The 13,141-nt window shown below is 68.5% G+C and carries 13 protein-coding genes; 7 read left to right on the plus strand and 6 right to left on the minus strand.

Annotated elements, in window-relative coordinates:
- The first annotated feature begins 272 nt into the window (after positions 1-272).
- Positions 273-1,997 carry a M64 family metallopeptidase gene (locus GLA29479_RS01940; protein WP_057970614.1) on the plus strand — a complete coding sequence of 575 codons (1,725 nt, stop codon included), beginning with the start codon at positions 273-275 and terminating at the stop codon, positions 1,995-1,997.
- A 673-nt stretch (positions 1,998-2,670) separates the two neighbouring features.
- Here the strand turns inward: GLA29479_RS01940 and GLA29479_RS25135 are convergent.
- Positions 2,671-2,808 (minus strand): hypothetical protein, encoded by a 138-nt coding sequence (locus GLA29479_RS25135; protein WP_169795600.1) that lies wholly within the window; start codon positions 2,806-2,808, stop codon positions 2,671-2,673.
- Between the two features lie 164 nt (positions 2,809-2,972).
- Positions 2,973-3,839 (minus strand): ComF family protein, encoded by an 867-nt coding sequence (locus tag GLA29479_RS01945; protein WP_057970615.1) that lies wholly within the window; start codon positions 3,837-3,839, stop codon positions 2,973-2,975.
- Positions 3,840-3,936: 97 nt separating this feature from the next.
- Here GLA29479_RS01945 and bioB point away from each other — a divergent pair, with 97 nt between their 5' ends.
- The 6 genes from bioB (at position 3,937) to GLA29479_RS01975 (ending at position 9,530) form a co-directional block, all read left to right on the plus strand.
- Positions 3,937-4,968, plus strand: coding sequence for a biotin synthase BioB (gene bioB, locus GLA29479_RS01950; protein WP_057919572.1), 1,032 nt, complete (start codon positions 3,937-3,939; stop codon positions 4,966-4,968).
- Between the two features lie 18 nt (positions 4,969-4,986).
- Complete coding sequence (bioF, locus tag GLA29479_RS01955; protein WP_057919571.1) at positions 4,987-6,219, plus strand: 8-amino-7-oxononanoate synthase; 1,233 nt, start codon at positions 4,987-4,989, stop codon at positions 6,217-6,219.
- The gene (locus GLA29479_RS01960; protein WP_057919570.1) at positions 6,216-6,659 is read left to right on the plus strand and encodes an ACT domain-containing protein; all 444 of its coding nucleotides are present in this window, start codon (positions 6,216-6,218) and stop codon (positions 6,657-6,659) included. Before bioF ends, GLA29479_RS01960 begins: the two co-directional genes overlap by 4 nt.
- A gap of 160 nt (positions 6,660-6,819) precedes the next feature.
- Complete coding sequence (gene bioH, locus GLA29479_RS01965) at positions 6,820-7,623, plus strand: pimeloyl-ACP methyl ester esterase BioH (RefSeq protein WP_057919569.1); 804 nt, start codon at positions 6,820-6,822, stop codon at positions 7,621-7,623.
- A gap of 6 nt (positions 7,624-7,629) precedes the next feature.
- A complete protein-coding gene (gene bioC, locus GLA29479_RS01970; RefSeq protein WP_057970616.1) occupies positions 7,630-8,541 on the plus strand; it encodes a malonyl-ACP O-methyltransferase BioC in 912 nt (303 codons plus the stop codon).
- Positions 8,538-9,530 (plus strand): multidrug resistance efflux transporter family protein, encoded by a 993-nt coding sequence (locus GLA29479_RS01975; RefSeq protein ID WP_057970617.1) that lies wholly within the window; start codon positions 8,538-8,540, stop codon positions 9,528-9,530. The genes bioC and GLA29479_RS01975 overlap by 4 nt, the downstream gene beginning before the upstream one ends.
- A gap of 44 nt (positions 9,531-9,574) precedes the next feature.
- On the opposite strand, the gene GLA29479_RS01980 is transcribed toward GLA29479_RS01975, so the two are convergent.
- The 4 genes from GLA29479_RS01980 to GLA29479_RS01995 form a co-directional block, all read right to left on the minus strand.
- Positions 9,575-10,003 (minus strand): ketosteroid isomerase-related protein, encoded by a 429-nt coding sequence (locus GLA29479_RS01980; protein WP_057970618.1) that lies wholly within the window; start codon positions 10,001-10,003, stop codon positions 9,575-9,577.
- Between the two features lie 222 nt (positions 10,004-10,225).
- Positions 10,226-10,975 (minus strand): MHYT domain-containing protein, encoded by a 750-nt coding sequence (locus GLA29479_RS01985; protein WP_057970619.1) that lies wholly within the window; start codon positions 10,973-10,975, stop codon positions 10,226-10,228.
- A gap of 116 nt (positions 10,976-11,091) precedes the next feature.
- Complete coding sequence (locus GLA29479_RS01990) at positions 11,092-11,892, minus strand: V4R domain-containing protein (RefSeq protein ID WP_057970620.1); 801 nt, start codon at positions 11,890-11,892, stop codon at positions 11,092-11,094.
- A 234-nt stretch (positions 11,893-12,126) separates the two neighbouring features.
- The gene (locus tag GLA29479_RS01995) at positions 12,127-13,116 is read right to left on the minus strand and encodes a pyridoxal-phosphate dependent enzyme (protein WP_057970621.1); all 990 of its coding nucleotides are present in this window, start codon (positions 13,114-13,116) and stop codon (positions 12,127-12,129) included.
- Positions 13,117-13,141 lie beyond the last annotated feature (25 nt).

Genomic DNA, 13,141 nt, shown 5'->3' on the forward strand with positions numbered 1-13,141 from the left:
TCCGGCCGTGCGTGTGCCCGCATCGTGTGCCGATGCGCCGGCTTCGTTATGACTTGTGCGCATTCGCGCAAGCGCGTCACAGATCCAGGGGACGCAAGCGCCCGAATAGTGCGATCGGTACGGTGATCCGGGTGCCGCGACTGCGTTAGCGTGCGGTCGTCGTCGGGTGTCGATCGAAGACGGTCCAGCGTCGTCGTCCGGGCAAGCTCCGGCGAGAATCGGCCGCGCCTCAGGCGTGGCCGCCCGTCGTGCTGTGTCCCAGGAAGGCCCCCATGATCCTGTCCCCGCTCCTGCGCATCGCCAGCCTGTGGCTGCTGGCGAGTTCCTGCGCCTTCGCCGCCGTGCCGGCGCATTACATCGTGTTCGAACGCGACGCCCAAGGGCGCGCCGAGCCGGTGTTCTACACCCAGGTGCAACTGTCCGACGGTCAACGCGACCGGCAAGGTGCGCGCCAGGCCGAGCGCGGCGTCGAACGCGTGGCGTATCGAGCCTCGCGTAACGGTGCCAAGAGCGCGGCGTTGTACGAAGCGCAGGTGCCGAATTTCATCCGTGCCGAGTTCGCGCGCGATCCCGACCATGGCGATGGTGCGATCCAGTTGAACCCCTTGGTGCGCGACCCGCATCGTGCCTTCGTCGTGCGGGTGCCGTTGGCCGAGGCCGACGAGATCGAACTGCTCGGCCCTGCCGGCAACGCCAAGGCGGTGCAGCGCATCGACCTGCGCGAGCTGGCGATCCGTTCCTCGCAACTGCCCCTGGCGCAGATGCTGCGGCAGCCGGTCGCGATGGTGGATACCGCACAGGCCCAGGACGCCAAGGCGGCGAACTCGGCCAACCGCCTCGACATCCTCGTGCTCGGCGACGGCTACACCGCGGCCGAACAGAGCACGTTCACGAGCCAGGCCGCGTCCTTGAAGACGGCGATGTTCAACGTCAGCCCCTACAAGGAATACCTGAGCTTCGTGAATTGGCAGGCCGGCTTCGTCGCCTCGCAGCAATCCGGCGCCGACCATCCGCCGTACCAGGCCGGCTGCACCGGCACCAGTTGCTGCGCCGACGTCGCCTCGCGCACCGACCCGCGTGCCGGCCAGTTCGTCAACACGGCGCTGGACTCCACTTTCTGCACCAGCCAGATCCATCGCTTGCTGACCGCGCGGTCCTCGAAGGTGATGGCGGCTGCGGCCAGCTTCCCGAATTGGGACAAGATCATCGTCACCGTCAACGACCCGGTTTACGGCGGCGCCGGCGGCTCTTATGCAGTGATCTCGGCGCACAGCAGCGCCGCCCTGATCGCGATCCACGAGTTCGGCCACAGCTTCCACGGCCTCGCTGACGAGTACGAAAGCCCCTACCCGGGGTTCCCGGCCTGCAGCGACATCAGCGGCAGTGCGGCTTGCGAAGCCAACGTCACCAACCAGAGCAACGCCAGCCTGGTGAAGTGGCGCAGCTGGTTCACCCCGGGCTTGCCGATCCCGACGCCGGACGGCACTGCCGGCACCGGCCTGTTCGAAGGCGCGCGCTATCGCAGCACCGGCATGTTCCGGCCGGTCGACAGCAGCTGCCTGATGCGCAGCCTCGGTACCAGCTTTTGTGCGGTGTGCCGGCAGGAGTACGTGCGCATGCTGTATCGCGGCGGCTTCGGCTCGCCGGCGGCGGGCATCGACCTGATCGAGCCGGGCACCGAGATCCCGTCGCCGGCCACTGCGGTTGGTTACGCGCGCGGCACGACGCGACGGTTCAGCGCGACCTTGCTGCGGCCCAGCGTGGGCACGGTCGCGGTGCAGTGGTATCTGGACGGCGTGGCTATTTCGGGTGCGACCGCCGCGAGCTACGACTTCCGCCAGGATGCGGCCACACCGGCGACACGCACCCTGGAGCTGCGGGTGACCGACAAGACCGCATTCGTGAAGGCCAGCATGGCCGGCAATCTGTTACTGCATTCGCGCAAATGGACGATCCGGGTCGGAGCGGCGCCGGTGGTGGTGGCGCGAGTGGACTGATCTTTTCGGTGGAACACCGAATGCATAGCCATATGTCGTAGTCGTTGTCGTCGCCGCGCGCGACGGCTTGATAGCTGTGGTGCGGCGTTGTAGCCGGTGGCAGAAACTAATGCCGTTGCCGTTGCCGTTGCCGTTGCCGTTGCTATTGCTGTGCGCAGTTTCACACTCGCGAAGGCAGCTGAAGACCCGGAGGGCGGCCTGCATGGATGCAGGCCGTTTTTCATCGGGACAGGGATGTCCCGTATGTAGATCCCCGCGGAGGCACCGTTCGTGCGGGCTTGTGATTCAAAGAAAAGCAACTTCTTTGGTTACCTTTGACCGAAGGGAATCCAGACGGACTTTTGTTGCTTATGGCAAAAGAAAGTAACCCGCCGCTTTAGTGGCGGAAGCTTTTGGCGTTTGATCTTGTTTCTTTAGAGGCTTGAGCAAGAGCAGAGCTTCCGTCCGCTAACGCGGCCGGGTTACTTTCTTTTGCTAAGCCCAAAAGTCCGTCTGGATTCCCTTCGGTCAAAGGTAACCAAAGAAAAGGGCTCTCCTTGCAAGGGCACAGGCCACGAGTGCGATGCCCGCGCCGGGATTTTTCGATAGGACATCCTTGTCCTATCGAAAAACGGCGCACGTCCTGTGCGCCGCCCTCCGGGTCTCCACTTGACCGGTAAAGCGGCAAAGCAGATCAAAATCTCAGCAACAACAACAACAACAACAACAACAACAACAGCAACAGCAACAACAACAGCAACAACAGCAACAACAGCAACAACAACAGCAACAACAACAGCAACAGCAACCAGCACCGCAACAACAACTGCAACTACAACTACAACTACAAAAACGGTTGGCATTCGCGCCGGCTCTTGAGTAGGAGCGGCGCGAGCCGCGACCGCGATACTCCGAGATGGCGGCGATACCACGGGTAGTCGCGAAACCATGGGTGCCAGCGAAAGCTTGCTCGTGGGATTGACGGCTCGCTGCGACTCAGCCCGCAGTCACTCGCGCACACACCCAAGCGTCGACACGCTGGGCACCGGCGCGCCGCAGGGCCGCGGCGGCGGAGTGGAGGGTCGCTCCTGTAGTCATGACGTCGTCGATCAGGACGATATGGGCGGGCAGGGGCTGGCCATGGCGCCAGGCGAAGGCGCCGCGCAGGTTGCGGCGGCGTTGTTTGGCGTCCAGCAGGGATTGCGCCGAGGTGTCGCGCAGGCGGATCAGGCCGTGATCGAGCAGGGGCAGGCGCAGTTGCCGCGACAGCGGCCGCGCCAATTCCAGGGCCTGGTCGTAACCGCGTTCGCGCAGCCGCCGGCGATGCAAGGGGATCGGGACCAGAACCGGCGCGGGCGCTTCAGTGGCGATGTCCGATGCCGAGGGCGCTGCGAGTCCCGGTGCCGTAGTCGAGGGGCTCTGCGTCAGCAGCGGCTCGAAGGCATTCGCCATCATCGTCGTGAGCAGACGGCCAGCCGCCAGGTCGCGATGAAACTTGAAGCGCGGCAGCAGGCGGTCGAGCGGCGGTCGGTATAAGCAGGCGGCGTGGACCTGGGTCAGCGGCGGCGGTCGGCGCAGGCAGTGGCCGCAGACCAGGGGCAGGTCGGGCAGGCCGGGCGGGCCGGGCGGGTCGATCGTTGCGAAGCGAACTCCGGCGGCCGCCACCCCCGGCAACGGCAACGCGCAACGCAGGCAGGCCGTCCCGCTCCGCGGCCAATCGGCTTCGCAGGTCCGGCACAGATCGCGTCCGGGCAGGCCCGGTTCGGCGCAGATCAGGCAGCGCGGGGGCCACAGGGCCCAGCCCAGACGCCGCCAGATGCTGTCAACCCGGAGTGGCCGATCCTGGTTGACAGTTGTCGACATGCTTCCCAGACTGCCCGCTCCGAACGGCCCGCGCTGTCGGTATCCCCCGTTGCCCGCCGTCAGTGAAATCCCCGCTGTGGAGCCAGCTCTAGTGTCTATGCCCCTTCTTCGCAACGATTGGTCCCGCGCCGAGGTCCGTGCGCTGTTCGATTTGCCCTTCCCCGAGTTGTTGCACCGCGCCGGCAGCGTGCACCGGGAGAATTTCGACCCGGCCGAAGTCCAGGTCAGCACCCTGTTGTCGGTCAAGACCGGCGGTTGCCCCGAGGATTGCGCTTATTGCCCGCAGGCGCAGCGTTATCACACCGGTGTCGACGCGACCAAGCTGATGAGCACCGAAGCGGTGATCGAGAAGGCCCGCCAGGCCAAGGCCGCCGGCGCTTCGCGCTTCTGCATGGGGGCGGCCTGGCGTTCGCCGAAGGACCGCGACATCCCGAAGGTCGCGGCGATGATCCGTGAGGTCAAGGCACTCGGCCTGGAAACCTGCGCCACCCTGGGCATGCTCTCGGGCGACCAGGCCTCGGCGCTGAAGTCGGCGGGGTTGGACTACTACAACCACAACCTCGACACCGCGCCGGAGTTCTATAACGAGATCATCCACACCCGCGAGTACCAGGACCGCCTGGATACCCTCGCCCACGTGCGCGATGTCGGCATGAAGACCTGTTGCGGCGGCATCGTCGGCATGGGCGAGTCGCGCGAGCAGCGCGCCGGCCTGTTGCAGACCCTGGCCAACCTGCCGGCGCACCCGGATTCGGTGCCGATCAACCGTCTGGTTCAGGTCGAGGGCACCCCCCTGGCCGGCACCGCCGAGCTCGACCCCTTCGAATTCGTGCGCACCATCGCGGTGGCGCGCCTGATGATGCCCAAGTCGATGGTCCGTTTGTCGGCCGGCCGCGAGGCCATGAGCGACGAGCTGCAGGCCCTGTGCTTCCTGGCCGGCGCCAATTCCATCTTCTACGGCGAGAAGTTGCTGACCACCGGCAACCCCGACACCGAGCGCGACCTGGCCCTGTTCGCCCGTCTCGGCCTGCGCCCGATGCAGATCGTCGAGACCGCGGGCACCGTCCATGCGAGTATTGAAGAGCACGTTGAGGCACCCACCGAACCCGCCCACTCCTGCGCCGCCTGACGCGGCGGAGCTACCGCGATGAGCAGCCAGCGAACCCTTTGGCGCGACCGGATCCAGACCGCCCACGCCGAGCGCGTGGCGACCGCCCGTACCCGTACCCACCGCGCGGTGAGCCACCGCGACGGCGCGCGCTGCGAGGTCGACGGGCGCTCGCTGGTGAACTTCTGCGGCAACGACTACCTCGGCCTGTCGCAGCACTTCGCGGTGATCAACGCCTTCCAGGATGCCGCCGCCCGCGAGGGCACCGGCGGGCTCGCCTCGCATCTGGTCTGCGGCCACCACGCCCAGCATGAAGCGCTCGAACGCGAACTGGCCGACTGGCTGGGTTCGCCGCGCGCGCTGCTGTTCGGCAGCGGTTTCCTGGCCAATATCGCCGCGGTGCAGGGCTTGCTCGGCGAAGACGACGTCTGCGTGCAGGACAGGCTCAACCACGCCAGCCTGATCGACGCCGCGCGCCTGGCCGGCTGCCGGTTGCGCCGGTATCCGCACGCCGATCCCGAAGGCGCGATCCGCCAGCTGCGCAATGTTCCCGACGGCCTGGCGATGCTTGCCACCGATGGCGTGTTCAGCATGGACGGCGATCTCGCGCCCTTGCGCGATCTCGCCCTGGTGGCGCGCGCGCAGAAGGCCGTGCTGTATGTCGACGACGCCCACGGCGTCGGCGTGCTCGGCCCGGACGGGCGCGGCACCGTCGCCGCGGCGCGGCTGTCGGTGCAGGAGGTGCCGCTGCAGCTGGCGACCTTCGGCAAGGCGCTCGGCAGCTACGGCGCGGCGCTGCACGGCGATGCCGACCTGATCGGTCATCTGGCCGAAACCGCGCGCAGCCATCTCTACACCACCGCCTTGCCGCCGGCCCAGGCCGCGGCGACGCGGGCGGCGATCAAGCTGGCCCGCAACGACCATTGGCGGCGCGAGAAACTGGCCGAACTCACCGCCCATTTCCGCGAACGCGCCGGCAAGCTCGGCCTGGAGCTGCTGGCCTCGGGCACGCCGATCCAGCCGGTGATGTGCGGCGACGACCGCCGCGCGCTGGCGATGGCGCAGGCCTTGGAGCAGCAGGGCTATTGGGTTGCGGCGATCCGTCCGCCGACCGTGCCGGAAGGGCGCGCGCGCCTGCGCGTGACGTTCTCGGCGCTGCACACGCGCGAACAGGTCGACGGCCTGATCGAAGCGTTGGCGCGCGCGGCCGAGCGCGTGGCGATCGAAGGCAGCGACGGCGCCCGCGCCGCGCCCGCCACCGTGGCGCGATGAGCCGCGCCGCCGAGCCGCAACCGACCCGGCCGCCCGAAACCGATCTGGCCCGCATGCTGGCGACGCTCGAGGTCGAAGCCCGTGCCGGCGAGTACGTCTTCGTCACCGCCGTGCAGCCCGAGCGTTTGCCGCGCGCCCTGGCGCTGGCGACGATAGAGGAAGCCGAAGGCCTGACCTGTGTGCTGCGCCGCGAAGATGCCGACGCGCACGGCCTGAGCTACGACTTCGTCGCCGCCTGGCTCAGCCTGAGCGTGCATTCGGCGTTGCAGGCGGTCGGCCTGACCGCGGCGGTATCGCAGGTGTTGGCCGAGCGCGGCATCGCCTGCAACGTGCTGGCCGGTTTCCATCACGATCATTTGCTGGTGCCGTCGGAGCGGCGCGACGAGGCCTTGGCGGCGCTGCATTCGCTGCGCCGCGCGAACCCCGCCGGCGGCGATTGAAGACAAGACGCGCGCTCGCATCGGTGCGGTGCATCGCGACGGCGCCTGCGTTCGCGCCGTAACCGTCGTCGCGGCCACGCGCGGGCCATGGCGACACCAGAGCGCATCGCGCGGCACCGAGCAACACCCGACGACCCAAAGCAGTACGGACCCGCTTCCCATGTACATCGAAACCACCGGCGCCGCGGCAGACGAAGCCCGCCCGGTCATCGCACTGATCCACGGCTGGGCCATGCACGGCGGTTTGTTTGCGCCCTTGGTCGGACAGTTGAGTGCGCACTTCACTCTGCATCTGATCGATCTGCCGGGCCACGGCCATGCGCGCGACGATCAGGCGCCGCTCGATCCGCACGCGCTCGCCGCCGAACTGGTCTCGCGCATTCCCGATGCGTACTGGCTGGGGTGGTCGCTCGGCGGCCAGGTCGCGCTGCGCGCCGCGCTCGATCATCCGCAGCGGGTGCGCGGCTTGATCATGATCGCCTCGTCGCCGCGTTTCGTCGTCGGCGAGGACTGGCCTCATGGGGTCTCGCCGGATCTGTTCCGTAATTTCGGCGAGGCCTTGCGGCGCGATTTCCGCGGCACCCTCGAAGGCTTTCTCGCCCTCGAGGCCTTGGGCTCGGCCAGCGCACAGGAAGAACTGCGCAGCCTGAGGAGTGCAGCCTTCGCCCGCGGCGAGCCGGCCGAGCGCGCGCTGCACGAAGGCTTGGCCCTGCTCGACGGATTCGACGTGCGCGGCGAACTGCCGCGCTTGCAGGTGCCGAGCCTGTGGATCTCGGGCCGTCGCGACCGCCTGGTGCCGGCCGGGGCGATGCCGGCCGCGGCCGCGCTCGCGCCGCAAGGCCGCAGCGTGGTTATCGCCAATGCCGGCCATGCGCCGTTTCTCGGCGCGACCGCGCAGGTCGCGCAACTCATCGAGGGCTTCGTCGCGCCGGCGACCGCCCCGACCGCCGTACTGGATGGCTGACGCCTCATGACCGATCTTTTCGACCACCGCCAGGTTCGCCGCTCGTTCTCGCGCGCCGCGCACGGCTACGACGGCGCCGCCGCCTTGCAGCGCGAAGTCGGTGCGCGCCTGTCGGAAACCCTGGACTACCTCGACGAACGCACCCCCGAGGTCGTGGTCGATATCGGCTGTGGTCCGGGACACTTGAGCGCGGCGATGCAGAAGCGCTGGCCGCGCGCGCAGGTGATCGCGCTCGACCTGGCCCTGCCGATGCTGCGCGAGGCGCGCACCCATTTCGGCGAAGGCGGTTGGCGGCCTCGCCTGCTCGGCGGCGCGCGCCGTCCCGACGCGGTTTGCGCCGATGCGCGCGCCTTGCCCTTGCGCGATGGCAGCGTCGACGTGCTGTTCTCGAACCTGTGCCTGCAATGGTGCGAGGACCTGCCGGCGGTGTTCGCCGGGTTCCGCCGCGTGCTCAAGCCCGGCGGCCTGTTGCTGGTCTCGACCTTCGGCCCCGACACTTTGTACGAGTTGCGCGGTGCCTTCGCCGAAGCCGACGCCGCGCCGCACGTCAGTCTGTTTCCGTCGATCGCCCAGTTCGGCGATGCGCTGATCGCTTCGGGTTTCCAGAACCCGGTGCTGGATCGCGACGAATTCGTCCTCGGCCACCCCGACCTCGGTCATCTGATGCGCGAGTTGCGCACCCTGGGCGCGACCAATGCGATGAGCGACCGTCGCCGCAGCCTGACCGGCCGCGCGCGCTTCGCCCGCGCGGCGCAGGCCTACGAAGCGTTGCGCGGCAGCGACGGCCGACTGCCGGCGACCTGGGAAGTGATCTACGCCCACGCCTGGGGCCCGCCGCCGGGCGCGCCGATCCGCATCGGCGGCTTCGACGAAGTGCAGGTGCCGGTGTCGAGCATCCGCGTGCGGCAACGCCCGTGAACGCACGCCGCCACGCCCTGTGGGCGGTGCTGATCGCGCTGGTGTCGGCGCTGTTCTTCACCTGCACCTACGTGCTCAACCGCGCCGCCGCCAACGACGGCGGCCATTGGGCGTGGACCGCGGCGCTGCGTTATCTGTTTACCCTGCCGATGCTGCTGGTGGCGATGCCGATGCTCGGCGGCGTGGCGCCGGTGTGGCGGGCGATCCGCCGCCATCCCGGCCCCTGGCTGTGGTGGAGCGGAATCGGTTTCGTGCTGTTCTACGTGTGCCTGAGCTTTGCGGCGGCCAGCGGCCCGTCGTGGCTGATCGCCGGCACCTTCCAACTCACCGTGATCGCCGGGATGTTGTGCGCGCCGTTCCTGTACCGCGATGCGCGTGCGCGCATTCCGCGGCCGGCGCTTGCGGTCGGCGCGATCATCGTGGCCGGCGTGTTGCTGCTGCAGTTCGGCCATGGCGGCGGCCGCCTCGATCGCGCCGGCTGGATCGCCTTGATCTGCGTGGCGGTGTCGGCCTTCGCCTATCCGCTCGGTAACCGCGGCTTGCTGCTGCATCTGGAAAAGGCCGGCATCGAGCTCAATGCGACCCAGCGCGTGTTCGGCATGACGCTGGCGAGCCAACCCCTGTGGTTGGCGGTCGCGGTGTATGCCGGGGCCGAAGCCGGCGCGCCGCCGCTCGGGCAGGTGTGGCTGGCCGCCGGCGTGGCGTTGAGTGCGGGCGTGATCGCCACGGTGTTGTTCTTCCAGGCCACCGGCATGGTCCGCAACGACCCGACCGCGCTCGCCGCGGCCGAGGCGATGCAGGCCGCGGAGATCTTGTTCGCGACCGTGATCGGCGCCTTGTGGCTCGGCGAAGCCTGGCCGCAGGGCCGCGCCCTGGCCGGTGCTTGCGTGGTCGGCGTCGGCATCGTCTTGTTCAGCATCGTCGCGGCGCGCGCAGCCGCCGGCAACGAACGCAAGGTCAAGCAACTGCGCAGCGATCGCGGCGGTTGAGCGTCGCAGGTCGGCTCAAGCGCCGATGCGGTCGATAGGCCGGCTCAAGTACCGACCATGGCCATCCACTGTTCGAGGTTGTAGTAGTTGGTGACGCGCTGGATCTTGCCGTCGCGGATCTCGAAGAAGGCGCCGCCGGGCAGGGCGTAGCGCTGGCCGCGCGCGTCCGGCAGGCCCGGATCGGTGAGCAGGTATTCGCCATGGACCACGTACTCGGCGCCGGCACGCGCGCCGTCGGGCGAGGCCATCACCACGATGTCGCGCAACTGCTCGCGGTAGTGCCGCGCCATGCGCTGCAGGAAGGCGGCGAACGCGTCGCGGCCGATCTCGCGCGCCCCCTGGTTGAGATCGTGGACGACCTCGGCGCCGAGCAGGCCCAGCATGGCGCTCCAGTCGGCGCGGTTGAAGGCGGCGTAGTAAGACAGGACCAATTCGGTGGAGCGATCGTGAATGCGGGTGCCGTCGATCTTCATCGGAATTCCTGCGGGCAATGCGGGGCCGGGCCATGATCGCTCATTCGTGCCTCGTGTCGCAGCCGCGCTCGGCCATGCGGGGCTCGCGCTCGGCAGCCTCGTTAACAAAGCACATTAAACAGAAAGGCCCGCACGGGGCGGGCCTTTCGGGTGGCGGGGCGCGCGTTGCGCCCGAGGCCGGTGTGTGGCCCGGATCCGCGCGGCCTTATCGAGCGGTGTCCCTCAAATCCGCACTGTCGCGCGCTGGCGTTGGCGCACCAGGCTCAGGGTCAGCACCGCGGCGAGCAGCGCGGTGGTGACCACGAAGATGCCGATGCCGAGGTAGCCGCCGCTGACCCCGCGCGCCACCGTGGCGCCGGCTTCCTGCGGCACGAAGCTGGCCGCGAGCATGCCGGTGTAGTGCATGCCGCACACCGCCACGCCCATGACGAGGGCGCTGCCGAGCATCTGGCCCCAGCCGCGCAGGTTGAAGGCCAGCCACAAGGCCACGATCGAGGCGACGATCGCGATCGCCGCGGACGCGATGACCAGGTTGCTGTTGTAGACCGTGTCGGCCGGCATCAGCATCGCGGCCATGCCGGCGTAGTGCATGCCGGTGACGCCGAGCCCCATCAGCACGCCGGCGATGATCAGCTTGCCCCAGTTGAAGATGCCGGTGCCGGCGATGGCCAGGCCGGCCATGCACGAAATCACCGCGACCAGCGCCGAACCGATGGTGATCGGCAGGTCGTAGGTCACTTCCACGTTCATGCGGCAGGCGAGCATGGCGATGAAGTGCATCGCCCAGATCGCGCCGCCGCCCATGGCGATGCCGGCGGCGGTGATCGCGCGCCACCGCTGTCCCGCGCCGACCGCGGTCGGGATGGCGATGGCCAACTGCAGAGCGGTGAACGAGCCCAGTACCGACACCACATAGGACAAGATGGCGAGCACCGGGTCATGGATGCACTGAATGGCGTGATCGATCGGCATGACGAACCCCCTGTGGATGGGTTGGATTAGCTAAGGGCCGAACCGGCGCCATCCCCGCCCCGATGCGGCATCGCAAGCCCGGCTCGGCTCCCTGTCTGCCGGGCGAATGGAGACGCTCAGGCTTCGAATTCGAAACGGCAGGCCTCGGCGCCGGTGTTGCGGCATTGGCTTTCGATCACCCGGACGCCATCGGCGCCGTGTTGGCCTTCGAGCAGTCCGCCGAGCATGCCGCGCAGGAAATGGCAGCATTCGCCGCTGTCGCCGCGATGGCAGAAGGGACTGTTGCGGATCTTCAGGATGTCGTCGTGCAATTCGGCCTGGACCAGTTGGCGCATCGCCGGCAAGGCGATGCGGCGCACCGAGTCGGCCAGCGGCAGTTGTCCGCCGAGGGCGAAGTCGCGCTTGTAGACCCAGGCGCCGACGCGCTGGCCGATGTAGCGCAAGGTCGCCTCGCGCTGGGCCGGCGGCAGTTCGCGCTCGAGCGCGACCAACTGCAGCAGGATGTTGGGATAGTTGCGGGCCAGCTGCGGCAGCAGGGTTTCGACGCGCTGGGTGTCGATCGGCGCGGCGCTCGACGGCGAGGCGGCGGGCGCAGGGCTCGCCGAGGGCGGCACCGACGTCGGCGCCGTCGCCGAGCCGTTATTGCGCGCCACCGGCGGGGGCGCCGGGGCGGCGTTGCCGGCTTCGTACGGCGAGGCCTCGAAGCTCTGCACCAGGTGATGGGTGCCCAGGCGTTCTTCGAGCATCAGCAGCGAGTCGGCCGGGCCGCGCACCACCATGCTCAGCACCACGCCTTCTTCGCTGTTGAGCATGCGCTGACGCAACAGAGTGAAGCCGTTGGCGATCACCACCTGTCCGAGGGCGAGCAGCAGCCCGTCGCGACGGTCGGACACCACGCGAAACTCGACATCCACCATGTAGTACTCCCTGGCCTGCGCTGGTCCGTGGTCCCCGGCTCGTCGAAGAGCCCCACTGTTAAGAGTCGCGCGGCATGACAGGGACGGGCGCGCGATGGCGCAGAGTGGCAGCTGTGTTCATAAAAAACACAAACCAGGATCACAGAAAAAGCGAGTTTTCCTGGGGTTTATGCGGGCAATGGCTAACGTTGAGAAACGTGCCGCATAACAAACGAAATGCGATTGCAGAACCGGTCAAACTGGCTTAGAGGCGAACAGATCGGCGACCAGATCCAGGTCGACATTGCCGCCGGACACGACCAGGCCGACGCGGCGGCCGGCGAAGCGCTCGCGATGCGCCAGCACCACCGCCAGCGGCACCGCGCCGGAGGGTTCGACCACCAGCTTCATGCGTTCCCATATCAGCCGCATCGCGGCGACGACCTGGGCGTCGTCGACCAGCAGGATGTCGCGCAGGTGTTCGCTCAGGATAGGAAAGGTGAGCGTGCCCAGTTCGGCGCGCAGGCCGTCGCAGATGGTGTTGGCCTTGCGGCCGGTGATGCGCTGGCCGGCGCGCAGCGAATCGTGGGCGTCGCGCGCGCCTTCGGGTTCGGCGCCGAACACTTCGATCGCCGGGTTCAGCCCGTGCGCGGCGATCGCGGTGCCCGAGAGCAGGCCGCCGCCGCTGACCGGCGCGATCACCGCGTCCAGGTCCGGCGCGCTGCCGAGCAGTTCGAGGGTGGCGGTGCCCTGGCCGGCGATCACCCGCGGGTCGTTGAACGGATGCACCAACACGCCGCCGGTGCGGGCCAGGACCTGGGCGGTCATGGCGTCGCGCGAGGCCTGGTCGGGTTCGCAAGCGACGATTTCGGCGCCGTAGGCGCGGATCGCGGCCAGCTTGATCTTGGGGGTGTTGTGCGGAGCGACCACGGTCGCGCGGCCGCCGCGCAGGCTCGCGGCCAACGCGATCGCGCCGCCGTGATTGCCGGAACTCTGGGTGACGATGCCGCGCGCGACTTCGTCCTCGGCCAGCGAGAACACCGCGTTGCAGGCGCCGCGGAACTTGAACGCGCCGCCGCGCTGCAGGTTTTCGCATTTGAAGTGCAGCTCGCAGCCGGCCAGTGCGTCGATCGCGCGCGAACGCAGCACCGGGGTGGTGTGCGCATGCGGCGCGATGCGCGCGGCGGCCGCCAGGATGTCGGTGAACAGGGGAGCCAGGCTGGGCGGTGCGGAGAGATTGTTCATGCCCCAAGCGTAGCCCAGGCCCGGC

Origin of the sequence: Lysobacter antibioticus (assembly GCF_001442535.1) — a bacterium.
Taxonomy (GTDB): domain Bacteria; phylum Pseudomonadota; class Gammaproteobacteria; order Xanthomonadales; family Xanthomonadaceae; genus Lysobacter; species Lysobacter antibioticus.

Bases quoted from the DNA above. Each gene is read 5' to 3' on its own strand.
- GLA29479_RS01960 (WP_057919570.1), top strand. From the start codon at position 6,216: ATGAGCCGCGCCGCCGAGCCGCAACCGACCCGGCCGCCCGAAACCGAT.
- GLA29479_RS01995 (WP_057970621.1), bottom strand. From the start codon at position 13,116: ATGAACAATCTCTCCGCACCGCCCAGCCTGGCTCCCCTGTTCACCGAC.
- GLA29479_RS01990 (WP_057970620.1), bottom strand. From the start codon at position 11,892: ATGGTGGATGTCGAGTTTCGCGTGGTGTCCGACCGTCGCGACGGGCTG.
- GLA29479_RS01980 (WP_057970618.1), bottom strand. From the start codon at position 10,003: ATGAAGATCGACGGCACCCGCATTCACGATCGCTCCACCGAATTGGTC.
- bioH (WP_057919569.1), top strand. From the start codon at position 6,820: ATGTACATCGAAACCACCGGCGCCGCGGCAGACGAAGCCCGCCCGGTC.
- GLA29479_RS01945 (WP_057970615.1), bottom strand. From the start codon at position 3,839: ATGTCGACAACTGTCAACCAGGATCGGCCACTCCGGGTTGACAGCATC.
- GLA29479_RS01940 (WP_057970614.1), top strand. From the start codon at position 273: ATGATCCTGTCCCCGCTCCTGCGCATCGCCAGCCTGTGGCTGCTGGCG.
- bioB (WP_057919572.1), top strand. From the start codon at position 3,937: ATGCCCCTTCTTCGCAACGATTGGTCCCGCGCCGAGGTCCGTGCGCTG.
- bioF (WP_057919571.1), top strand. From the start codon at position 4,987: ATGAGCAGCCAGCGAACCCTTTGGCGCGACCGGATCCAGACCGCCCAC.
- bioC (WP_057970616.1), top strand. From the start codon at position 7,630: ATGACCGATCTTTTCGACCACCGCCAGGTTCGCCGCTCGTTCTCGCGC.
- GLA29479_RS01985 (WP_057970619.1), bottom strand. From the start codon at position 10,975: ATGCCGATCGATCACGCCATTCAGTGCATCCATGACCCGGTGCTCGCC.